Below are 22085 nucleotides of genomic sequence, written 5' to 3'. Positions count from 1 at the left end.
ATTCCTTGGAGGGGGTACTCATGGATATTTTAGGGAAACTACAGCAATACCGGGAAGAGGAAAAAAGATTGGTTTGGGAAGGTACCTTCGCTGAATATTTGGAAATCTTACGAGAGCGTCCTGAAGTTGCTCAATCTGCCCATTCTCGTGTTTATAATATGATTAAGAGCCACGGAATTGAAGAAGTGAATGGGAAGAAACGATATAATTTCTTTTCCAACCAGATTTTCGGGCTGGAAGATGCGGTTGAGCGATTAGTTGAAGAGTACTTTCATCCATCCGCAAAACGATTGGATGTCCGTAAACGTATTCTACTATTGATGGGGCCCGTGAGTGGTGGTAAATCTACGATTGTGACGATGTTGAAAAGAGGTTTGGAGGCTTATTCTAGAACAGATGAAGGCGCTGTTTATGCCATAAAGGGGTGCCCGATGCATGAAGACCCGCTGCATCTTATTCCCCAATCAATGCGCGAAGACTTTTTCAAACAGTATGGGATCCGAGTAGAAGGATCGCTGTCGCCGTTGAATATGATGCGGCTTGAGCAGGAATATGACGGGCGTATTGAAGACGTCATGATCGAGCGGATTTTCTTTAGCGAGGATAAGCGGACAGGTATCGGTACATTCAGCCCTTCTGATCCGAAATCCCAGGATATCGCAGATCTGACTGGAAGCATCGACTTTTCCACGATTGCAGAGTTTGGTTCAGAATCCGATCCTCGTGCTTACCGGTTCGACGGAGAACTGAATAAGGCTAATCGCGGAATGATGGAGTTCCAGGAAATGTTGAAGTGTGATGAAAAATTCCTATGGCATTTGCTATCGTTGACACAGGAAGGGAATTTCAAAGCCGGAAGATTCGCTCTCATTTCCGCTGATGAACTTATCGTGGCTCATACGAACGAAGCTGAATACAAGTCGTTCATATCAAATAAGAAAAATGAGGCATTGCATTCACGGATCATCGTCATGCCGATACCGTACAATTTGAAAGTGACAGAAGAAGAGAAGATTTATGAAAAAATGATCAACGACAGCGATATTGCCGACTTCCATATTGCGCCGCACGCTTTGAGAGTTGCAGCAATTTTCTCTGTTTTGACTCGTATGAAAGAATCCACGAAACAGGGCGTCGATTTTGTAAAAAAAATGCGGCTTTATGATGGTGAAAATGTTGAAGGGTTCAATCATGCTGATGTGGAAGAATTGAAAAAAGAGTTTCCTGATGAAGGGATGAGCGGGATCGATCCGCGGTATGTCATCAATCGGATTTCTTCTGCAATCATACGTAAAGATGTTCCTGCGATCAGTCCGCTTGATGTACTCCGCTCGCTGAAGGATGGACTGGATCAGCACGCGTCCATTTCCAAAGAAGACCGTGAAAAGTATATCAACTTCATTTCTGTTGCGCGTAAAGAGTACGATGATATCGCAAAGAAAGAAGTACAAAAAGCATTTGTGTATTCCTATGAAGAATCAGCGAAAACACTTATGGACAATTATCTCGATAATGTCGAAGCGTATTGTAATAAGAACAAGCTGCGTGATCCACTGACTGGTGATGAAATGAATCCAGATGAAAAACTGATGCGTTCGATTGAAGAACAGATTGGTATTTCTGAGAATGCGAAGAAAGCGTTCCGTGAAGAAATCTTGATTCGTATTTCGGCTTATGCACGTAAAGGGAAGAAATTCGATTACAACTCACATGAGCGTCTCCGCGAAGCGATCCAGAAGAAACTGTTCGCTGATCTTAAAGATGTTGTGAAAATCACCACATCCACGAAAACACCGGATGAATCACAACTGAAGAAAGTCAATGAAGTCATCGCCCGTTTAATCGATGAATATGGCTATAACTCGATCTCTGCAAACGAACTTCTCCGATATGTCGGAAGCCTCCTTAACAGATAAACCAATGAAGGTGCAAAAAATAATGGAAAGGCGTACCCGAGCGGCACGCCTTTTTCAATTGCATCTCTATTCTTTCAGTGCTGTTTGCGGGCCTTTTACGGTGCCAGGCACAGAATGAAACCCCCTGTGGGAGAAGGAGTCTGAAACGGTGCCTGGTACACTTCCTTTGATACACTTCCTTTGTATTTGTTGAATGATGTTGTTATACTGTTTACAAAAATTTAACACGTTGTGTACTTGCTATTAAATTGTATAAAATGGTAAATTGAATATAATAAGAAAAAAGGGTGTGTAAGCATACATGACCAAAACAAAAAATAGTTTTTGGGAATGGATCAAGGCGATTGGAATTGCACTTCTGATTGCGTTTGTAGTTCGTCATTTTCTCTTTACGAACTATGTCGTATATGGTGAATCTATGATGCCTACCATTCAGGAAGGTAATCGTTTAATCGTTAATAAAATCAACTATGACATCAAAAAGCCCCAGCGGTTTGACTTGATAGTATTCAAAGCGAATGAACAGGAGGATTATATCAAGCGGATCATTGGTCTTCCTGGTGATAAAATCGAATATCGCGACGATAAACTGTACATTAATGATCAACCTGTGGAAGAAAAATACTTAGAACGATTCAGGAAAGACCTTCAGGAGGGCTCCCAGTTGACGGGGGACTTCACATTGAAAGACATAACCGGTAAGGCGCGGGTGCCAGAGGGAACCGTCTTCGTGCTAGGCGATAACCGCCTTCATAGTATCGACAGCCGTCATATCGGATTCGTCCCGATTGAAAATGTTGTCGGGGAAGTCAATCTAAGATATTGGCCGATGTCAGAATTCGAAGTCATCCATTGAATGTTTATATTATGAAGAATCTGGGTATCGTTAGTTCAAGAGGTGGTTACCGATGACTAAAAAGAATAAAGAAGAGAAGACTCGCAACAGTGAAATGGTAAGCAATGAAAAAGAACTGAAAGAACACAGCAAAGTAATGGAACATCTTTCTTCCAATGAAGATGTGAAGAAAAGCGGTAAGGTACCTGATCCAGAGCAACATAAGACAGATGAAGACGATAAATAATCAGTTTCAATAAAGGATTAGCCCTATGAGGGTTGATCCTTTTTTATGCTTTGGCTTTTTTCTAAAGATTGTTGGTTTTTTAATAAATCACCTTGTGCAAGTTGATTGGAGAGCCGCCATCGGAAAAGGAGTTATTTCGCAAAAAGCAATAATCGTCCCTTTATGTAATAGGAGTTTTGTCCCGAATTGATTTCCTTTCCTGCAAAAGGTGCGGAACTTCATAGACAAGCATCTTTTTGTTTGAATTTATTAGCAATTCTGAACATTTACTGCATAGGATAGAGTAATCCCCGAAAGTATAAACGTGCTTTTATTTTACATTTAAAGAAAGTATGAATACTTTCTTCAAATATAAGGGCAACTAAGGCTCAGCCAGCGCTAAGGTTTGGCAAAGCCTAAGTTTTCTTTAAGGGGAAATCAAATAAGGAGGGGAATAAATGACCGTCAATAAAAAAGGCAATTTCGTCGTGTCACAGGAGAACTGGTCCCTCCACCGAAAAGGTTATCAAGACCAACAACGTCACATGGAAAAAGTTCAAGATGCATTAAAGAACAATCTACCGGACTTGATCAGTGAGGAAAGCATCATTTTATCCAATGGTCACGATGTCATTAAAATTCCGATCCGTTCCCTGGATGAATATAAAATCCGTTACAATTATGATAAATCAAAGCATGTCGGGCAGGGAGACGGGGAAAGCCAAGTCGGTGATGTCATTGCTCGTGATGGAAAGCCCAGCGGTAATAAAGGTGCCGGCAAAGGAAAAGGTGCTGGTGACCAGGCAGGTAAAGATTATTATGAAGCAGAAGTATCCCTTTTAGAACTTGAAGAGCTGTTGTTCAAGGAACTTGAACTTCCAAATCTGCAGCAGAAGGAACAGGAAAATATCGTACTTGAGAAGATCGAATTCAATGATATCCGAAAGACAGGATTGATGGGTAATATCGATAAGAAGAAAACGATCCTTACAGCTTATAAACGAAACGCGCTAAAAGGCGACCCGTCGATCATACCTATTTTTCCAGAAGACCTTCGTTTCAAAACTTGGAATGAAAAAGAAAAACCAGAATCGAAAGCAGTCGTACTTGCGATGATGGATACGTCAGGTTCAATGGGAATTTGGGAAAAATATATGGCAAGAAGCTTTTTCTTCTGGATGACACGTTTTCTCCGCTCTAAATATGAAACAGTTGAAATTGAATTCATCGCACATCATACTGAAGCGAAAGTTGTGACTGAAGAAGACTTCTTCTCTAAAGGTGAAAGCGGTGGTACGATTTGTTCATCTGCTTATAGAAAAGCGCTTGAACTGATCGATGGCAAGTATTCTCCGAGCCGTTATAACATCTATCCATTCCACTTCTCAGATGGTGACAACCTTACAAGTGATAACGCACGCTGTATAAAACTGGTTCAACAGATCATGGAAGTATCGAATATGTTCGGTTATGGTGAAGTGAATCCTTACAACCGTCATTCGACTTTGATGAGTGTTTATAAAAATATCAAAGATCCTAAATTCAATTACTACATTTTAAAAGAAAAACGAGATGTATATCATTCGATGAAAAGCTTTTTCAAGAAAGGCGAACAGAATTTGGCTTAAGCCAGCTGACCCTTCATCAACGATAATCGATGAAGGGATTTTTATGGAAGTTTTCATACTTAATGCAATTTACGGATACACCATTCCGTTGAAGTGATCCAAGTGACTGGTCGCTAAAGCTGGTCACCAGGAGTATCGTATTGTTCTTCCGCATACAGAAATTAATCGCAACAACATTTAGAAAAACATTATCCATTCAGTAATAAACTTTTTCGAAAACAGCCTTATGGTAAAATAATCTCCCCTTTCCTACATAAACTAAGACGACCATAATCTAAGGGGAGGTTCTTCAAAAATCGAATGAGACTAATTATTGTAATTGTGATGCTTATATTCATCTTTCCCCAACCGGCCGAAGCTTTATGGAAGACGAGTCTCGAAATGCATGTGATTGATGTTGGACAAGCAGACAGCATTTATATCGAATTGTCCAATGGGAAGAATATCTTGATCGATTCTGGTGATGAACATGATGGCCCTAAGGTGGTTTCTTATCTGCAGAAACGTGGAGTTGAAGAAATTGATTATTTGATTGCAAGTCATCCGCACCATGATCATATCGGGAGTATGGATGCGATTTTCGAATCCTTCCAAATCGAGTCGATCTATATGCCATCAGTGAAATACCACACGACATATTATAAACGGCTGAAAAGATTGATTAAGGAATCTGGAATCAAACCGATCGAAGCAAAAGCAGGGGTTAAGAAGAAACTAGCCCGAAATATCAAGATGGAGTTCGTAGCTCCATCAAGGAAAAAGTATAAATCACTTAATGATCATTCTGCAGTGTTGAAAATCGACCATGGCAAAAAAACAATTTTACTTATGGCAGATGCAGGTATGGCTTCAGAAAATGAATTGTTGAAAAAACTGGATGATGAAAAGATCGACGTATTGAAGGTCTCGCACCACGGGGCGAACACGGGGACAAGTAATGGATTGTTGAAAAAAACAGACCCAGATTATGCTGTGATCTCCGTCGGACGGAAAAATAAGTATGGGTACCCTTCAAAGGAAGTGTTGAAGCGATTGAACACTCACAATGTACAGGTATTCAGAACTGACAAGCTGGGAACGATCATTATGAAAAGCGATGGTAAATCAGTACGGTTCTTTACCGAATTTCATCAATCATGATTCGGATTTTTTCGTACCACATGGATCGCGCTGATGATATGTTTATTGAGCATCGTTCGCATGAAAGGCTTATTGAAAAGCTGATAGATGATTTCACGCTTATCTGGTGAAGTCACATATCTTGGCGGGATACTGTTCAGACTCAAGGCAATGATGTCAACAGTACATTTATTACACCGGCAAATGGTTTGATAATCAGGACTATTCAATAATACTGTAACAACGGTCGGGACGATTTCTTCTAAAACATTGTAATATTCTTTTGCCATTGTTCCACCTCATGATGTAAAATATGGATCCTTTCTTAGTGTAGATGAATTACCAACAAAATGAAATGCTCAATTCGTTGTAAATATAGGCAAAATAATCTTCTTTTTCGTCGGCTAAACTAAAGACGAAAGGAGGATATGCTTACAATGAATACTAATCAACAACTTCGTTCACTTATGTCCAATAACATCGCTTCTGTCACTCCACAGCAATCGCTTAAAGAGGCAGCAGCTTTAATGAATCAGTATAACGTAGGTGCTTTACCGGTCGTCGAAAATGGTCAACTTCGAGGGATCATCACAGACCGTGACATCACATTACGTTCAACTGCTCAAGGCTTGGATGGAAATACACAAGTATCTCAATGTATGTCCAACAACATCGTATCGGGGAATCCGAATATGACTCCTCAAGAGGCTGCTCAATTGATGTCCACAAACCAGATCCGTCGTCTTCCTGTCGTTGAAAACAACCAGGTCGTAGGGATGGTTTCACTTGGTGACCTTGCTACGAAAGATCAGGATCCTAATGATGCTGGGCAAGCCTTATCAAGCATTTCTACTCCTTCAAACCCGAATAACGCTCAACAATAACCTGAGAACGGGACTGTCCAAAAAAGTGTCTGACTCTCTCTGAATTAACACAACATTTTAGAGAAAATGTTGTGTTGGAGGTGTCTGGCACTTTTCTTTTACTGTATGAAAGGATAAGGACAGCTTTGCCTCAGCCAGGTTTCCTCGAGCGATCCAAAAGCCTCCTAGGTTTCACAGATTACTGCAGAATTGAACATGTTTTCGTAAAGTGGAGACCTGTTAATATTTTTAGAGGACAACTGTTCCGCTATTTGTTTCAGGTAAATAAGATCACTGGTGTCCTCTAATTTTCTAAAAATGGGGGTTTGGGGACAAATAAGGTCTCTGATGTCCTCTAATTGATAATGAAGCAAGTACCAAACACCAATACCATTCTGCTTGTCAATCAGCCTGATTTCCCGATATATTTGTGTTAGATCATGGAAAGGGAGTGGCGGAATGATCAAAGCGATCGTGTTCGATTTCGATGGCATCATATTAGATACGGAATCGTGTGAATATAACGTTTTACAGAAGATATATAAGGAGCATGGTGCAGAGCTGCCTTTGGAAGTCTGGGGAGAGTGCATCGGCACGCACTCCAACTTTTTCGATGCTCATGCATACCTCGAGAAACAGATTGGGAAAAAACTCGATCGGGACACTATCAAACAGCAGCGCGTAGATATCTTCCAGGAACTCATCAAAGACAAAGGACCAATGCCGGGAGTAGTCGAGTATCTCGAAGCGGCACAACATCTAGGACTAAAGATCGGTCTAGCCTCCAGTTCTTCGTACAAGTGGGTTTCGAACCATCTGAAAAACCTCGGGATTTTTGATTGCTTTGAATGCATCAAGACCTCAGATGACGTGGAAAAAGTAAAGCCAGATCCGACGCTGTTTTCAGAAGCAGTGAAATGCCTGGGTGTAAAACCTGAAGAAGCTTTGGCTTTCGAAGACTCAGCGAACGGTGCGAAGGCCGCTAAAAAAGCAGGATTACATACAGTCATCATACCGAATATGGTTACACGACATCTGACTTTCGAAGAATATGACCTAAAACTTGAATCACTCGCTGAATTGAAACTAAATGAGATGATTGAGCAGTTTTCGAATAAATGATGAAAGGGAATATGACTATAAAAGGCTTCAATCACATTACACTTAATGTGAATGCACTTGATGAATCATTACTTTTCTATGAAGGTATACTTGGTATGAAAAGGGTACATCTCGGTAATACAGATGCTTATCTTGAAAGCGGCTCTGCCTGGATCTGTCTTCTAGAAAAAAAGAATCTGGAAACGCTTGGAAATAAAGCCCCGGGTGTAGATCATTTTGCATTTTCAGTTGACGCAGATGATTTCGATTATTTCGTACAGCGATTGAATGAATTCCAGGTTCCAATTGTCCGTGGACCGATTGAACGGGGTGGAGGGCTTGTGGTGAACTTCCTTGATCCGAATGGAATCGAACTGGAACTGAACACCGCAGATTTAAAAACAAGAATGAAGGATTGGCGATAAGGAAGGATGGTGCGTCATGTCATCGGTTGATGAGTCGAAATACGAAAAGAAAATCATACTTCGGAATATTGAAGAGAAAGATATCGAACAAATCCTTGAATTACAAGAGATTTGTTTTCCCAACATGGATCCATGGAAAAGAGAGCATCTCGAGAGTCATCTCAACATCTTTCCTGAGGGACAGTTTTGCGTCGAATATGACGGTAAAGTGGTCGGTACGTGCTCGAGCTTGATTGTGAATTTCGATGAGTATGATGAAAAACATACGTGGGATGAAATTACGGATGAAGGGTATATTACGAATCATGATCCTGAAGGGTACAACCTTTATGGTATCGAGGTCATGGTCCACCCTGAATTCCGGCGTATGAAAATCGGTCGCAGGCTTTATGAAGCAAGAAAAGAGCTGGCTGAGAAACTGAATTTGAAGAGCATCATCATTGGAGGTCGAATTCCATACTACCACAAGTATGCTGATAAAATGTCACCCAGGGAATATGTGAAAGAAGTCGTCAATCACAACATTTTCGATCCTGTTCTAACCTTCCAGTTGATGAATGGATTCACGTTGATGCGGGTCAACCCATCCTACTTGCCGGATGATGATGCGTCAAACGCACATGCCACATTGATGGAATGGAACAATATCGATTACCGGGCAACTTCCAAACGCCATTTCAAAACGTCATTCCCTGTGCGGATTACGACGATCCAGTATATGATGAAGCAGATTTATACGTTTGATGAGTTTGCAAACCAGGTTGAATATTATACCGATGTCGCTTCAGATTACGGTTCGGATTTTGCCGTTTTCCCTGAAATCTTCACAACACAGCTGATGTCGTATTTGGATGAAAAGAGTCCTAGCCAGGCTGTGCGTAGATTGACGGAGTACACGGAAGATTATATTGAACTTTTTACTGAATTGGCTGTGCGGTACAACGTAAATATCATTGGGGGATCTCATTTTGTCGAGGAAGATGGCAAGATCTATAACATTGCCTACCTATTCCGAAGAGACGGAACCATTGAAAAACAATACAAGCTTCACATTACACCGAATGAACGGAAATGGTGGGGAGTCAGTCCCGGAGATAAGGTCAACGTCTTTGATACCGATTGCGGAAAAATTGCGATCTTGATCTGCTATGACATCGAGTTTCCAGAGCTTTCGAGATATGTGACCGATAAGGGGGCGCGGATCATCTTCACCCCATTCTGTACAGATGATCGTCAAGGATATCTCCGAGTCCGTTATTGTGCACAAGCTCGCGCAATCGAAAACCAGGTGTATACGGTATTGTCTGGAACGGTCGGGAATCTGCCGCAAACGGAAAACATGGATATCCAATATGCTCAATCGGGGATCTTTACGCCATCTGACTTCACCTTCCCTCGAGATGGGATTGTCGGAGAATGTAACCCGAATATCGAAACGGTAGTTGTTGGCGATGTCGATTTAGAGATCTTAAGGAGACATAGAAGGTCAGGGAGTGTCATGCAACTGAGAGACCGCCGACGCGACTTGTATGAAGTGATCATGAAAAAACAAGACGAACAATGATTCTAAAGGTAAAGACAGGCACTCGCCCTGTCTTTTTTTGCGTATTATATTTTCCGGGGAATATTGACATATTCTCCCTGCAATATTTGCCGCAAACTGTTTTCGACAGCACATTAGGTCTCAGTATGGCAAGAACCCTTCAGAACCATCCTTGTTTGACGAATTTTATGAAGAGTATGCCGTGATCCTGTCAGGTTTCTGGAAAATCTTCATCAGAGAAGTGGTTGAATTAGTGAAATTCTTATACAATGGTGATATACCTGTTTTATAAAAGAGTTTAGGAGGAAGTCATGAGCTGGAAAAAAGATTATGAACGTTGGCGTAATTTTCAACAACTTGATGAAGAATTACATGAGCAGCTTCTTTTAATGAAGGATTCAGATGAGAAGCTTGAAGATTGTTTTTATAAAACATTAGCGTTCGGAACCGGGGGAATGCGTGGGGAAATCGGTCCTGGAACGAACCGGATGAACAAATATACGATACGGAAGGCCGCTGAAGGGCTGGCACGGTACATAGAACCATTTGGTGAGAACGCGAAGTTAAGAGGGGTTGTGATCGCCTATGATTCACGTCATAAATCACCAGAGTTTGCTATGGAAGCAGCTAAGACTTTAGGACGCCATGGTATACAAACTTATGTATTTGAAGATCTTCGTCCTACACCGGAATTATCTTTTGCAGTCCGTTATTTGAACGCATTCTCAGGAATTGTCGTGACAGCAAGTCATAATCCACCGGAATACAACGGTTTTAAAGTGTATGGAGAAGATGGAGGTCAACTTCCTCCAGTAGCAGCGAATGACGTCATCAATTTCGTGAATGATGTTGAAAATGAATTGGATATTGAAGTTGTTGAAGAGGAAGAATTGAAAAAGATCGGGCTGCTGAAGATCATCGGTGAAGAAATCGATCGTCCTTATAATGAAAAATTAGTCGGAATCTCTGTCGATCCTGCATTGATCAAAGAACAAGAAGATTTAAAAATTGTTTTCACACCCTTACATGGAACAGCGAACATTCCGGTCCGTCGAGGTCTGGAGTCTTTAGGATTCAAAAATGTCACGGTTGTCAGCGAGCAAGAGAAGCCTGATCCTGAGTTCTCAACAGTCAAATCTCCAAACCCTGAAGAACACGCAGCATTTGAACTTGCCATCAAATATGGAGAACGTGAAGGTGCAGATGTATTGATCGCTACAGACCCGGATGCAGACAGAGTCGGTGTTGCTGTAAAGGATGATCAAGGGAAGTATATTGTGCTGACCGGAAACCAGACCGGTGCTTTGATACTCAATTATTTGCTGAAACAAAAGAAGAAGCAGGGGACCCTGCCAGAGAACGGTGTTGTATTGAAAACGATCGTTACGTCCGAAATCGGTCGGACGATTGCCAAGAAATACGGTCTTGCTACTGTCGATACATTGACAGGGTTCAAGTTCATCGGTGAAAAAATGGGTGAGTATGAGCGTTCGGGTGAATATGAATTCCTATTCGGATACGAAGAAAGCTATGGATATCTGATCGGCGATTTCGTACGGGATAAAGATGCCGTACAAGCATGTCTCATGGCAGCTGAAGTGGCCGCTTATTATAAATCCAAAGGGATGACCCTATATGAAGGCTTGATAGAAGTATTCGAAGAGTATGGATACTACCAGGAAGGATTGGAATCGTTGACACTGAAAGGGAAGAAGGGTGCTGAACAAATTCAGGAGATCCTTTCGATTTTCAGAAAGCAACCACCTTCAGAATTTGGCGGTATCCCGATTTCGGTCATTGAAGATTACCAAAGCCGTGAAAGATTATTAGTAAAATCTACTGAAACAGAAGAAATCGTTCTTCCTCCGTCCAATGTAATCAAATACACACTTGGGGACGGAACATGGGTATGCTTACGCCCGTCGGGGACAGAACCGAAGATCAAATTCTATTTCGGGGTCCAATCCTCTACACTCGAAGATAGCAAAGAACAACTTGCCAACATCAAGAAGGATGTAATGGACAAAGTGAATCGAATCCTTTGAACATAGAATAGAGGCTTTCCCTTACGTGTGTCACTCCATTCATGGAGTAGCCTGACACGTGGATCGGGGAAGCCTCTTTCATTGAGTGGTGTTTATCAAGTCTCTGGTTGATTTGATTTTTCCAATTCCATTGCACGAGAGGCATTTCTTTTTCTTCATAAAAGAGAACAATGAAGACTTTTTGCCAGTGCCTTTGCATTTTGGGCAAATAACGAATATTGCCATCAGTTATCATCACCTACCTGAAATTGCGTGAATTCAGTTATTCATGGGTAAACTTCTATTATCATTCTATGTATGATACGGCGTTGCTAAACATTGTCTTGGCAAAATCATGAGAATAAAGAACTAGATAGGTTGTGCACCGCGAATCAATTAGTAAGAGAAGGGGACCTTTTTGTCAATGTAATGAATGTCGTCGTCACTCCGACTGCGATGATGGTTATCACAGAATAAAAGAAGGATTGTGTGCCAAGAATCAAACCTCCGCATACGATGACGATTGCATCGATCAGGAAAATGAGGATTCCGACATTCACTTTTGTCATCCGAGACAGCATTTGTGCGAGTAAATCGGTCCCCCCGGTGGTTGTTTCCTGTTGGAGCATGATTCCGATGCCTGTTCCGACCAAAAAACCGCCGATCAAAGCGCAAAGAAGAAGCGGGGGATGGCTCCAATGCCGAATCGGAGCAAATGCATCAATGAAAAAAGAAGAAATCAGCATGCCATGTAAACTATTATAAAAATAAGAACGATGGTAGAACCAGGCTAGTCCATAAAGCGGCAAACTTAAAAGGATGATGACAAGGCCAGGCTGTAGCCCCCATGTATAGTTGGCTATCAGACTGATTCCGATGATGCCTCCATCTAACAAATGGTGAGGGGCAAGAAGACCATTGATACCGACCCCGATAAACAAACTGCCTATGAAGATAGCAAACCATTTTTTCATCCTCAACCTCTCCCCAAAAAGAAGCTTTACTAAAAAGATATGTACAAGTTCTCGATGATATGAGGGGGAGCGAGGTTTTCGAAGGGGATAAGCTTTTGAGATAGTGAACAGATTATCTCGGGAAGTGAACAGAATAATCCGAGAAGTGAACAGAATACCGCGCCAAGTGAACAGATTCCTAACACAATACAAAAAAGCTGCCCTCTAAGGCAGCTTTCTTCAGTATATTATCGGATTTGTCCAGTTCCGGTCATTACATACTTGACGGTTGTAAGTGCAGGGAGTCCCATTGGACCACGTGCATGTAGTTTCTGAGTTGAAATGCCGATTTCCGCACCAAATCCAAGTGCTCCGCCATCTGTAAATCGTGTAGATGCGTTATGATAGACTGCTGCTGCATCTACTAGACCTAAGAATGTTTTCGCAGCGTGATCATCTTCCGTTACGATCGCTTCAGAGTGCTTTGTACCATACTCTTCAATATGATCAACCGCTTCAGTCACATCAGTCACGGTTTTTACAGCGATATCTGTTGAAAGATATTCGTTAGCCCAGTCTGCTTCTCCAGCCGGGACGGTTCCCGGAAGAACCTGTTGAGCATAATCATCACCATGCGCTGTGATCGAGTTCTCTTCAAACGCCTTGATAAGAACGTCTTTATTTGTATCCAACCATTCTGTATGAACGATGACTGTTTCTGCAGCATTACAAACTGCAGGTCGGTCTGTCTTTGCGTTCACAAGGATGTTGATTGCTTTTTCTACATCAGCAGCCTTATCGATGTAGATGTGGCAGTTTCCGACTCCTGTTTCAAGCACAGGTACAGTCGCATTATTGACGACTGCTTGAATCAAGGAACCTCCACCCCGTGGAATCAACACGTCGATGTGTTCCTTCATCGTAAACAACTCTTGAGTCGCTGAGCGGTCTGTGCTGGCGATGAACTGTACTGCCTCTTTTGGAATTTTAGTCTGTTCCAAACCACGATGCATCACTTCGACAATCGCTTTGTTTGAAGAAAGGGCAGAAGATCCGCCTTTCAGAACGATTGCGTTACCTGATTTCAAAGCAAGACCAGTCGCATCGACTGTTACGTTCGGGCGTGCTTCGTAAATCATTCCGATGACGCCGAGCGGTACGCTCACTTGTTGTACATTCAATCCATTTTCAAGTGTCCAGTCTGATTTCACGACACCTGTCGGATCTTCAAGCTCTGATACCTCACGAAGACCTTGCGCAAATTCGAAAATTCGTTCTTTATCCAGTGATAAACGGTCCATGAACGCAGCGTCAAAGCCTTTTTCACGACCTTGAGCAAGATCTTCTTCGTTCGCTTTTAAAATCGTTTCGTATTCAGCTTCGAGGATGTTTGCAACTGTATGCAGTGCCTGGTTCTTTTCCTCAGTCGTCAATAGAGATAGTGTCTTTGCAGCTTTCTTAGCTGTAATCGCTTGTTCTTCAACACTTGGTTTTTCAATCGTAAGTGTAATGGGTATCAATTCCTTTCGAATGTTTTTTCATCAATTTGTTGCTTGCGCAATTTTCATCTTATTCCGCGAGGAGCGGGTGGGGGGCGAAGTTACAATCGTTCCCCTATTAAACACCTACAGGTACCGCAGCATCCAGGTGACAAACCATGTCTTCACTTTCGACTGCAGCAACGGAATAGTCCTTCAACTGATCTTCTTTTTTATTATCAATGACTTTCTTCAATTCTTTTGATGAATATTTCATGACACCTAGACCGATCTTTTCGCCATCGAGGTCCATGATGCGGACGACCGCACCTTTATCAAAACGCCCCTTGACGCTGTGCAAATCAGTCGGTGCAAGACTTGTGTTCCCCTCTTGAATCGAAACCTTCACTTCATCATCAATCGTGACTTCACCTTCAGGACCTGAATTGAACGCGATCCATTGTTTCTTCTGGTTCAAGTTCTCGTTGTCTTCTTTCGGTTCGAAATACGTTCCTTTTGCTTCACGATTGACCGCGTCGTAAATGATGTTGCTTGTGTTGGCTTTACCTAAGAATGCAGGAATTCCTGATGCTAATGAAATTTTGAAAGCGTCGATTTTCGACTTCATTCCGCCTGTTCCGACTGCGCTTCCAGGATCGCCTGCTGCCGCTTCGATCTCAGGTGTGATTGCATGGACCTGATCAAGCAGCTGAGCATTTTCATTTTTACGAGGATCATCATCAAATAGACCATCGATATCAGATAGTATGATGAGTTGATCCGCGTCAACGAGTCCTGCTACTTTTGCAGACAATGTATCGTTATCTCCGAATTTCAAGAAGTCCATCGTGATCGTGTCATTTTCGTTGACGATCGGGATGATTCCTCTTTCCAACAGGACAGTCAACGTGCTTCTTGCGTTGTTGTATCGTGTTTCATATTTGAAATCGTCACGCGTAATCAAGATTTGAGAACCTACATATCCATGTGAAATGAAAAGGTCAGAGTAGGTTTCAATTAAAAGTCCCTGGCCGATCGACGCTGCCGCTTGTTTTTCCGGCAATGACTCTGGACGAGAGATGAACCCTAGCTTCCGATAGCCTGCAGCCACTGCTCCAGATGAGACTAGCAGGACCTCATGTCCGTCATCTTTCAATCGAACCACTTCATCTACTATTTTTTCTATTTTTCTACGGCTAAGCTCTCCGTGTAAACTTGTTAGTGAACTACTTCCTATTTTGATTACAATTCGTTTTTTATCCATAACTGGTCTCTCCATCACTCCTAAATATCTATCTTTAAATGTTTGTTTTAACTGTGATTTATTTCATTAAAAGAAAGTAGTCTATACTTTCTTCAATATAAGCGCAACTAAAGCTCAGTTTGCGCAAAAGGCTTGACTTTGCCAAGTTTTCTTTATTGTTCTGCAAAAACTTTTTCTAGTTCTTCGCGTAGCTCTTTTGATCGGGATGCTGCTCCTTTTACCGCTTCAGCGATCGCTTTTCCTCCGCCATGTTCAGCTAATGCTTCCAATCCAGCAGCTGTCGTTCCGTTCGGGGAGGTTACATTCTTTCTCAACTGAGTCGGTGTTTCTTCGCGTTCTAGCATCATCTGAGCCGCACCTCTGATGGTTTGAGCTCCGATTTGTCTCGCTAACTCACGATCCAGACCACCTTCATAGCCTGCCTGTTCCATGTGTTCCATCAGATTATAGAAGTAAGCCGGTCCGCTTCCTGCAATACCAGTGAATATATCCATTTGATCCTCTTCAATGATATAAGCTTCCCCGATGCATTTCATCAATTCTTTTGTGAGTAATACTTGATCCATGGATACATGCTTACCTGGGCTGATTGCGGTTGCTGATTCACCTAACATGCTGGAGGTATTCGGCATTACCCGTATGACCTGCTGACGGTCATTCAAGTTTTCTTCCATATAAGAGGTTGAAATTCCAGCTAATACTGAAATAAGCAGTTGATCTGGTCGCAATCGATCTTTAAGATCTGCTAGGACCGTCTCGATATCTTTCGGTTTCATCGCAAGAACAAATACATCTATCTTACTGAAATCCAGTTGATCTTTCATTATAGCTTCGATTCCATATTTCGTTTTGATTGTATTTAAACGTTCTTGGTTACTACGGTTGGTTGCAATGATTTGTCCCGGTGCAAATTTTCCTGATTCGACGATTCCTGAAATCATTGCTTCAGCCATATTCCCAGCGCCTAAAAAGGCAACGCGTTGTTTCAACAAAGTAACCACTCCTTTTCTGTCCGTTCAATTCAACGTTTTTTATCGTAACACTCACGGAAATTAATTCAACAGCTATTACCAAATAGGTTGCATATTGGCGAAAAAGTCCAGGTAAACGTTTACATCGACTTTTATTTGATTCAAATCCGCCCTAAGGATAAATAATCTCGACTGAGGATAGTATTTGGAAGCTGGAAATTCCACACACCATTATTAGACTGTTTATTTAGAAAATTCCGTTTACTTAATATCCGTAAAAGGTGTCCATTATAATAATGAAGAAAGAAGAATGGAGAGTAATTCAAGGAGGTAATCGTATGGATATAGAGCAAAATACACCACTGATTGTGATCGATGTCCAACAAGCATTCCGACATCCGAACTGGGGGAACCGAAATAATCCCGAAGCTGAAAAGAATATTGCATCCCTGATCGATGATTGGAGAACGAATTCCCGACCGATTTTCTTTGTTCAACATGTTTCTGACAATCCTGAGTCATTGTTCTATGTGGGGGGAGAAGGGGTTTGTTTTGAAGAAGAATGCAGGCCCGTGAACGATGAGGTGATTATACGGAAAACGGTGAACAGTGCTTTCATCGGAACAGACTTGTATCAGCAGGTTACCAGACGCCATTGTAAAAATGTCGTCATTGTGGGATTGACCACCAACCATTGTGTGGAAACGACGACGAGAATGGCTGGAAATTACGGAATGAATCCGATTCTCGTTGAGGATGCCTGTGCGACTTTCGACCGAAGCGGACCTGATGGAAAGATCTATCTTGCAGAAGATATCCACCAGATGACAATCGTGAATCTTAATGAGGAATTTGCTAGGATCATGACAACTGCTCAACTATTGCAATCAGCCAAAATAGAAGGATGACGAATTCACTCTCCTGTTCATGAAAAAGGATTTCTGACATACATTGTCTTATAGAATCCTTTTTAGGAGGGACTGGCATGAGCATTGATGAACACAAGGAGTTAATAAACGCCATTCACGAAATTACAGAAATCGCTGAGGGATTCGGACTTGATTTTTATCAAATGCGTTATGAAATTTGTCCGTCTGATATCATCTATACATTTGGTGCTTACGGAATGCCGACTCGATTTTCCCATTGGAGCTTCGGTAAGCAATTCCATAAAATGAAACTTCAATATGACCTTGGATTAAGTAAGATTTATGAACTCGTCATCAACTCTGACCCATGTTATGCATTTCTATTAGACAGTAATTCATTGATCCAGAACAAATTGATCATCGCACATGTACTTGCACACTGTGATTTCTTCAAAAACAACATACGATTTACGAATACACGACGGGACATGGTCGAAAGCATGACTTCGACTGCAGAACGGATCGCCAACTATGAACATCTCTATGGGAAAAAAGAAGTCGAAAGTTTCTTGGACGCCGTGTTGAGTATCCAGGAACATATCGATCCTTCCATCATGAGACCAAAGCTCAATTACAAGTTGGAAGAGGAAGAAGAGGAGCTTGAGAAGAAAGCGACTCCTTATGATGACCTGTGGGAAATGGATGAGACTGAGAAAAAGGAAAAGAAGAAATTGAACAAGAAACGGAAAGTCCCGCCTCATCCTGAAAAAGATTTGCTGATGTTCATTGAAGAATACAGTCGGGAACTGGATGATTGGCAAAGGGATATCCTCTCGATGATGCGGGAAGAAATGCTGTACTTCTGGCCGCAGCTAGAGACGAAAATCATGAACGAAGGCTGGGCATCATTTTGGCATGCACGTATTTTACGGGAGATGGATTTGACGACGGATGAAGTGATCGAGTTTGCCAAGCTTAATGCTGGTGTCGTACAGCCGTCGAGGACATCGATCAATCCTTATTACCTCGGAGTGAAGATTTTCGAAGATATTGAAGAAACCTATAACAACCCTTCAGAAGAATTACAGAAGCAAGGGGTCAAGAAGGGGGACGGAAGGGAAAAAATCTTCGAAGTCCGTGAAATCGAGTCGGACATTTCGTTCATCCGCAACTATTTGACGAAGGATCTCTGTGATCGTGAGGACTTGTATCTGTTCCAAAAACAAGGGAAGGATTATAGAATTACGACGAAAATGTGGGAAGAAGTTCGCGAGCAACTCATCAACAGCCGAGTGAATGGGGGGTTCCCATATATCACGGTCAATGACGGCGATTATTTGAAAAATGGAGAGCTCTTCCTCGTGCATCATTTTGAAGACATGGAACTCGATTTGAAGTACCTTGAAAAAGTACTGCCTTACATCCATTACCTATGGGGAAGATCCGTTCATCTTGAAACTAAAGTCGAAAACAAAGGCGTCGTCTTCACATACGATGGTAAAGCCGTGCACAAGAAGAATTTATAGAATGCTTGTTAAAAATAGAATGCTTGTTAAAAAAACCGCCCTGACAGGCGGTTTTTTTCATGAGCTTTCGCGTATTGATGGAAATTTGGATTCGCTTTCCATTTATGCGTTGAATATTAGTAAACGATAGTGTAAAATGTTTACTAAATAGAGAATATTTATCAGGAGTGTTTATAATAATGAATGACCGAGATCTTTTTTGGGATGCAGAAACAGATGAGTTGAAAAAAGGCTATATATTCAATCAAACAACTGAAGAATTCACCTGCCTCATTTGCCGGAAACGCTTTCAGAAAGGCTTGATCTTTCCTTGGGCAGAGGGACTGTACATGGATGCAGAAAGGGCAATCAAACAGCATATCATCGATGAACATGGATCGATGCTTGAGTATTTGTTAAGCATGAACAAAAAGTACACGGGACTCACTGATGTACAACGAAAAATCCTGATGAGCTTCAAGAGCGGACAGTCGGATAAGGAGATCGCGAAACAACTGGATATAGGCAGTACATCGACGATCCGCACACATCGATTCAAGCTGAAGGAAAAAGAAAAACAGGCAAAGGTCTTCCTGGCGATCATGGAAATGTTGAAAAAGGCTGATCAAAAAGATGACCTTGTCCAAATTCATAAGGGGGCTACGCAAGTGGATGAACGTTATGCAATTACCACAAAGGAAAGGGAAAAAGTATTATCGACTTATTTTAAAAAAGGTCCAGATGGCCCGATCACTCATTTTCCAAGTAAGGAAAAGCGGAAGATCATCGTTTTGCAGCATATTATCCGCAAGTTCGATCCGGAGCGGGTCTATACTGAAATGGAAGTGAATGAAGTGCTGAAGCCGGTCATTGATGACTATGTGACCGTCAGACGGTATCTCATCGAATATGGATTCCTTGATCGGAACAAAGATTGCAGTGAATACTGGGTGAAAAAATAATAAGGTGTGCCGGTGCGACTCTGTAGCCAAGTCTAAAAAATGCTGAAATTGCAAAAAAATTTAAAAAATAGACAAAAGTCTATTGCCAAATGGAAACGGTTGGTATAAACTTTTAAAGTACTTAATAAAGATAAATCATAAAAAAAGAAAAGGAGGTTAGCGTCATGCAAAAATATATCGATATCATCCAGAAACAAAGAATTGTCGTATTGTCTTCAAACAACTTCATAATGTGTGGCGTGAACCGATAAAGACCTTTTCTATCTTTAAAATAAAGTGTCTGATCAGCTTGCGCCCAATTTTTCGGCGTGAGCTTTTATATTTCTGTTCCATTACCAAGGAAGAAGTATGTCGCGAACGTGTGGCATACTTTTTTTGTCCTTTTTAAAGAAAGTTTAGAACACTTTCTTCGCGCCAAGGCTGGGCTTTGCCAAGTTTTCTTTATCCATAAAACCAGGGGAGAACAGTTTGGTTTCTTGCCAAACTTTCTTATAAATGAAGTTCAATTTGAACATTATTTTTTACAATTCGAAGGGAGAAATGAAAATGCATGTAAAAATCAAAAACACATCTAGGCTGCTGGATCGGATTGAAGGCGGCTGACAACTAGAAGGAGAGAACAAAGGCAAGAGAGGGGATAAAGCATGTTTTCAGTATTAATCAAACTAGGTTGGTTTTTTAAAAAACATTGGAAGCGCTATACGGTTGCGATCGTATTGCTTCAAATCGTCAACTTGATTGAGGTCGTACCTCCAAAACTGATTGGAATGGCGATCGATGAAATGACGATCGGGTCTTTGACGGCAGAACGATTATTCCAGTTCGTCGGTTTTTATCTTGCGCTGATGGTTGTGAACTACATCCTTTGTTACATATGGATGTATCAGCTATTCGGGGGAGCATTTCTGGTCGAGCGTACGATGCGCTCAAGTTTCATGCGCCATTTATTGAAAATGACGCCGACCTTTTATGAAAAATATCGCACAGGGGATTTGATGGCAAGAGCTACAAACGACCTGAAAGCGATATCGATGACAGCAGGATTCGGAATATTAACATTAGTTGATTCTACGCTTTTCTTAATCACGATCCTTTTCGTAATGGGCTTCATGATCAGTTGGAAGCTGACGCTTGCAGCCTTGCTGCCACTTCCGATCATGGCCATTCTCATGAACCGTTACGGAAAGATGATGCATAAACGGTTTACGACGGCCCAGGATTCATTCGGAGAGTTGAATGACCAGGTGCTTGAATCCGTTTCAGGCGTTCGCGTCATCAGGGCTTATGTCCAAGAAAAAGCAGACCATAAACGCTTTGAGAATCTAGCGGATGATGTTTACAAAAAGAACGTTTCTGTCGCCCGGATCGATTCGCTATTCGAACCGACGATCAAGGTGCTGGTCGGGGTGAGTTATCTGATTGGATTAGGATACGGAGCTTACCTCGTATTCCATAAAACAATTACATTAGGGGAACTCGTTTCATTCAACGTTTATCTAGGAATGTTGATCTGGCCGATGTTTGCGATCGGGGAACTGATCAATATCATGCAGCGCGGTAACGCATCCCTTGACCGGGTCAATAATACGCTCGATTACGAACCGGATGTAAAAGATGGAGAAAAGATCACAGCAATCTCTGAAGCTAGTGAAATCAACTTCAAGGACGTCACCTTCCGTTATCCAAGTTCCCAGGTTGATAACTTGAAAGATGTATCCTTCACATTGAAGCAGGGGCAAACACTCGGGATTGTCGGGAAAACGGGAAGCGGAAAGACGACATTGATCAAGCAGCTTTTACGGGAATATCCATTAGGTGAAGGAGAAATCTCCATTTCAGGTGTTCCGATTGAAGAGATTCCGGTTTCACAGATTCAGAGCTGGATGGGTTATGTACCCCAACAGCAAGTTCTCTTTTCCAGATCGGTAAAAGAGAACATCCAGTTTGGCGTTACAGAAACTTCACAAAAGCGCTTGAACGAAGTCGTCGAGCTATCCTCGTTAACCGGTGACATTGAAAACCTGCCGCAGGGTATGAAAACGCTGGTTGGTGAAAAAGGAGTCGCACTTTCAGGCGGTCAGAAACAGCGTATTTCGATTGCACGTGCATTGCTCGTCAATCCAGATATCCTTTTGTTGGATGACGCGATGTCAGCCGTTGACGGTAAAACAGAAGCGAAAATCATTGAAAGCATCCGAAATGAACGCTCAGGTAAGACGACGTTCATCACGACACATAGACTGTCTGCGGTGCAACATGCAGATTTGATCCTCGTCATGGATGAGGGATGTGTCATTGAAGAAGGAACACATGAAGATTTATTGAAAAACGGAGGCTGGTACAAACAGCAGTATGAACGACAGCAATTAGAAGACGGTCTCTCAGAAGGTGTGGTGTAACAAA

At 41.9% G+C, this 22085-nt stretch carries 19 protein-coding genes; 14 read left to right on the top strand and 5 right to left on the bottom strand.

Features of this window, described 5'->3' with window-relative positions; genetic code table 11:
- Nucleotides 1-20: 20 nt before the first annotated feature.
- The 5 genes from N8M93_RS05670 to N8M93_RS05650 all read left to right on the top strand — a co-directional run bounded on the left by N8M93_RS05670 (nt 21) and on the right by N8M93_RS05650 (nt 5745).
- Nucleotides 21-1916, top strand: a complete 1896-nt coding sequence (locus N8M93_RS05670; protein ID WP_261130254.1) for a PrkA family serine protein kinase — start codon at nt 21-23, stop codon at nt 1914-1916.
- 301 nt (nt 1917-2217) lie between these two features.
- The gene (lepB, locus tag N8M93_RS05665; RefSeq protein ID WP_261130253.1) at nt 2218-2772 is read left to right on the top strand and encodes a signal peptidase I; all 555 of its coding nucleotides are present in this window, start codon (nt 2218-2220) and stop codon (nt 2770-2772) included.
- A 52-nt stretch (nt 2773-2824) separates the two neighbouring features.
- Nucleotides 2825-2998, top strand: a complete 174-nt coding sequence (locus N8M93_RS05660) for a hypothetical protein (protein ID WP_261130251.1) — start codon at nt 2825-2827, stop codon at nt 2996-2998.
- 437 nt (nt 2999-3435) lie between these two features.
- Nucleotides 3436-4605, top strand: a complete 1170-nt coding sequence (gene yhbH, locus N8M93_RS05655) for a sporulation protein YhbH (protein ID WP_261130249.1) — start codon at nt 3436-3438, stop codon at nt 4603-4605.
- A gap of 381 nt (nt 4606-4986) precedes the next feature.
- The gene (locus tag N8M93_RS05650) at nt 4987-5745 is read left to right on the top strand and encodes a ComEC/Rec2 family competence protein (RefSeq protein WP_261130248.1); all 759 of its coding nucleotides are present in this window, start codon (nt 4987-4989) and stop codon (nt 5743-5745) included.
- On the opposite strand, the gene N8M93_RS05645 is transcribed toward N8M93_RS05650, so the two are convergent.
- A complete protein-coding gene (locus tag N8M93_RS05645; protein ID WP_261130247.1) occupies nt 5736-6014 on the bottom strand; it encodes a late competence development ComFB family protein in 279 nt (92 codons plus the stop codon). The two genes, N8M93_RS05650 and N8M93_RS05645, sit on opposite strands and share 10 nt — an antisense overlap.
- 147 nt (nt 6015-6161) lie before the next feature.
- Here N8M93_RS05645 and N8M93_RS05640 point away from each other — a divergent pair, with 147 nt between their 5' ends.
- The 5 genes from N8M93_RS05640 to N8M93_RS05620 all read left to right on the top strand — a co-directional run bounded on the left by N8M93_RS05640 (nt 6162) and on the right by N8M93_RS05620 (nt 11701).
- Complete coding sequence (locus tag N8M93_RS05640) at nt 6162-6608, top strand: CBS domain-containing protein (protein WP_261130246.1); 447 nt, start codon at nt 6162-6164, stop codon at nt 6606-6608.
- Between the two features lie 438 nt (nt 6609-7046).
- A complete protein-coding gene (locus N8M93_RS05635; protein WP_261130245.1) occupies nt 7047-7709 on the top strand; it encodes an HAD family phosphatase in 663 nt (220 codons plus the stop codon).
- Between the two features lie 11 nt (nt 7710-7720).
- Nucleotides 7721-8113, top strand: a complete 393-nt coding sequence (locus N8M93_RS05630; protein ID WP_261130291.1) for a VOC family protein — start codon at nt 7721-7723, stop codon at nt 8111-8113.
- Between the two features lie 16 nt (nt 8114-8129).
- Nucleotides 8130-9677 carry a bifunctional GNAT family N-acetyltransferase/carbon-nitrogen hydrolase family protein gene (locus N8M93_RS05625; protein WP_261130244.1) on the top strand — a complete coding sequence of 516 codons (1548 nt, stop codon included), beginning with the start codon at nt 8130-8132 and terminating at the stop codon, nt 9675-9677.
- Between the two features lie 290 nt (nt 9678-9967).
- Nucleotides 9968-11701 (top strand): phospho-sugar mutase, encoded by a 1734-nt coding sequence (locus tag N8M93_RS05620; RefSeq protein ID WP_261130243.1) that lies wholly within the window; start codon nt 9968-9970, stop codon nt 11699-11701.
- Nucleotides 11702-12072: 371 nt separating this feature from the next.
- On the opposite strand, the gene N8M93_RS05615 is transcribed toward N8M93_RS05620, so the two are convergent.
- The 4 genes from N8M93_RS05615 to proC all read right to left on the bottom strand — a co-directional run bounded on the left by N8M93_RS05615 (nt 12073) and on the right by proC (nt 16328).
- Nucleotides 12073-12654 carry a YitT family protein gene (locus N8M93_RS05615; RefSeq protein ID WP_261130242.1) on the bottom strand — a complete coding sequence of 194 codons (582 nt, stop codon included), beginning with the start codon at nt 12652-12654 and terminating at the stop codon, nt 12073-12075.
- Nucleotides 12655-12881: 227 nt separating this feature from the next.
- On the bottom strand, nt 12882-14144 hold the full coding sequence (locus N8M93_RS05610) for a glutamate-5-semialdehyde dehydrogenase (protein WP_261130290.1): 1263 nt from the start codon (nt 14142-14144) through the stop codon (nt 12882-12884).
- A gap of 106 nt (nt 14145-14250) precedes the next feature.
- Nucleotides 14251-15375, bottom strand: a complete 1125-nt coding sequence (gene proB / locus N8M93_RS05605; RefSeq protein WP_261130241.1) for a glutamate 5-kinase — start codon at nt 15373-15375, stop codon at nt 14251-14253.
- Between the two features lie 152 nt (nt 15376-15527).
- Nucleotides 15528-16328: a pyrroline-5-carboxylate reductase gene (gene proC, locus N8M93_RS05600; RefSeq protein WP_396125375.1), complete on the bottom strand. Its 801-nt coding sequence runs from the start codon at nt 16326-16328 to the stop codon at nt 15528-15530.
- Nucleotides 16329-16684: 356 nt separating this feature from the next.
- Between proC and N8M93_RS05595 the strand changes: the two genes are divergently transcribed.
- The 4 genes from N8M93_RS05595 (at nt 16685) to N8M93_RS05580 (ending at nt 22081) form a co-directional block, all read left to right on the top strand.
- Nucleotides 16685-17254 carry a cysteine hydrolase family protein gene (locus N8M93_RS05595; RefSeq protein ID WP_261130239.1) on the top strand — a complete coding sequence of 190 codons (570 nt, stop codon included), beginning with the start codon at nt 16685-16687 and terminating at the stop codon, nt 17252-17254.
- 77 nt (nt 17255-17331) lie between these two features.
- Entirely contained in the window at nt 17332-18741 is a 1410-nt protein-coding gene (locus N8M93_RS05590; RefSeq protein ID WP_261130237.1) for a SpoVR family protein, read from the top strand.
- A gap of 179 nt (nt 18742-18920) precedes the next feature.
- Nucleotides 18921-19682 carry a DUF2087 domain-containing protein gene (locus tag N8M93_RS05585; RefSeq protein WP_261130236.1) on the top strand — a complete coding sequence of 254 codons (762 nt, stop codon included), beginning with the start codon at nt 18921-18923 and terminating at the stop codon, nt 19680-19682.
- Between the two features lie 644 nt (nt 19683-20326).
- Nucleotides 20327-22081 carry an ABC transporter ATP-binding protein gene (locus N8M93_RS05580; RefSeq protein WP_261130234.1) on the top strand — a complete coding sequence of 585 codons (1755 nt, stop codon included), beginning with the start codon at nt 20327-20329 and terminating at the stop codon, nt 22079-22081.
- Nucleotides 22082-22085 lie beyond the last annotated feature (4 nt).

This window comes from Bacillus sp. Marseille-Q3570, from assembly GCF_946151055.1.
GTDB lineage: Bacteria > Bacillota > Bacilli > Bacillales > Fictibacillaceae > Pseudalkalibacillus.
The sequence above is the reverse complement of the archived record's forward strand: the minus strand, read 5'-3'. Positions and strand labels throughout refer to the sequence as shown.

Bases quoted from the DNA above. Each gene is read 5' to 3' on its own strand.
- N8M93_RS05670 (WP_261130254.1), top strand. From the start codon at position 21: ATGGATATTTTAGGGAAACTACAGCAATACCGGGAAGAGGAAAAAAGA.
- lepB (WP_261130253.1), top strand. From the start codon at position 2,218: ATGACCAAAACAAAAAATAGTTTTTGGGAATGGATCAAGGCGATTGGA.
- N8M93_RS05660 (WP_261130251.1), top strand. From the start codon at position 2,825: ATGACTAAAAAGAATAAAGAAGAGAAGACTCGCAACAGTGAAATGGTA.
- yhbH (WP_261130249.1), top strand. From the start codon at position 3,436: ATGACCGTCAATAAAAAAGGCAATTTCGTCGTGTCACAGGAGAACTGG.
- N8M93_RS05650 (WP_261130248.1), top strand. From the start codon at position 4,987: ATGCATGTGATTGATGTTGGACAAGCAGACAGCATTTATATCGAATTG.
- N8M93_RS05645 (WP_261130247.1), bottom strand. From the start codon at position 6,014: ATGGCAAAAGAATATTACAATGTTTTAGAAGAAATCGTCCCGACCGTT.
- N8M93_RS05640 (WP_261130246.1), top strand. From the start codon at position 6,162: ATGAATACTAATCAACAACTTCGTTCACTTATGTCCAATAACATCGCT.
- N8M93_RS05635 (WP_261130245.1), top strand. From the start codon at position 7,047: ATGATCAAAGCGATCGTGTTCGATTTCGATGGCATCATATTAGATACG.
- N8M93_RS05630 (WP_261130291.1), top strand. From the start codon at position 7,721: ATGACTATAAAAGGCTTCAATCACATTACACTTAATGTGAATGCACTT.
- N8M93_RS05625 (WP_261130244.1), top strand. From the start codon at position 8,130: ATGTCATCGGTTGATGAGTCGAAATACGAAAAGAAAATCATACTTCGG.
- N8M93_RS05620 (WP_261130243.1), top strand. From the start codon at position 9,968: ATGAGCTGGAAAAAAGATTATGAACGTTGGCGTAATTTTCAACAACTT.
- N8M93_RS05615 (WP_261130242.1), bottom strand. From the start codon at position 12,654: ATGAAAAAATGGTTTGCTATCTTCATAGGCAGTTTGTTTATCGGGGTC.
- proB (WP_261130241.1), bottom strand. From the start codon at position 15,375: ATGGATAAAAAACGAATTGTAATCAAAATAGGAAGTAGTTCACTAACA.
- proC (WP_396125375.1), bottom strand. From the start codon at position 16,328: ATGGCTGAAGCAATGATTTCAGGAATCGTCGAATCAGGAAAATTTGCA.
- N8M93_RS05595 (WP_261130239.1), top strand. From the start codon at position 16,685: ATGGATATAGAGCAAAATACACCACTGATTGTGATCGATGTCCAACAA.
- N8M93_RS05590 (WP_261130237.1), top strand. From the start codon at position 17,332: ATGAGCATTGATGAACACAAGGAGTTAATAAACGCCATTCACGAAATT.
- N8M93_RS05585 (WP_261130236.1), top strand. From the start codon at position 18,921: ATGAATGACCGAGATCTTTTTTGGGATGCAGAAACAGATGAGTTGAAA.
- N8M93_RS05580 (WP_261130234.1), top strand. From the start codon at position 20,327: ATGTTTTCAGTATTAATCAAACTAGGTTGGTTTTTTAAAAAACATTGG.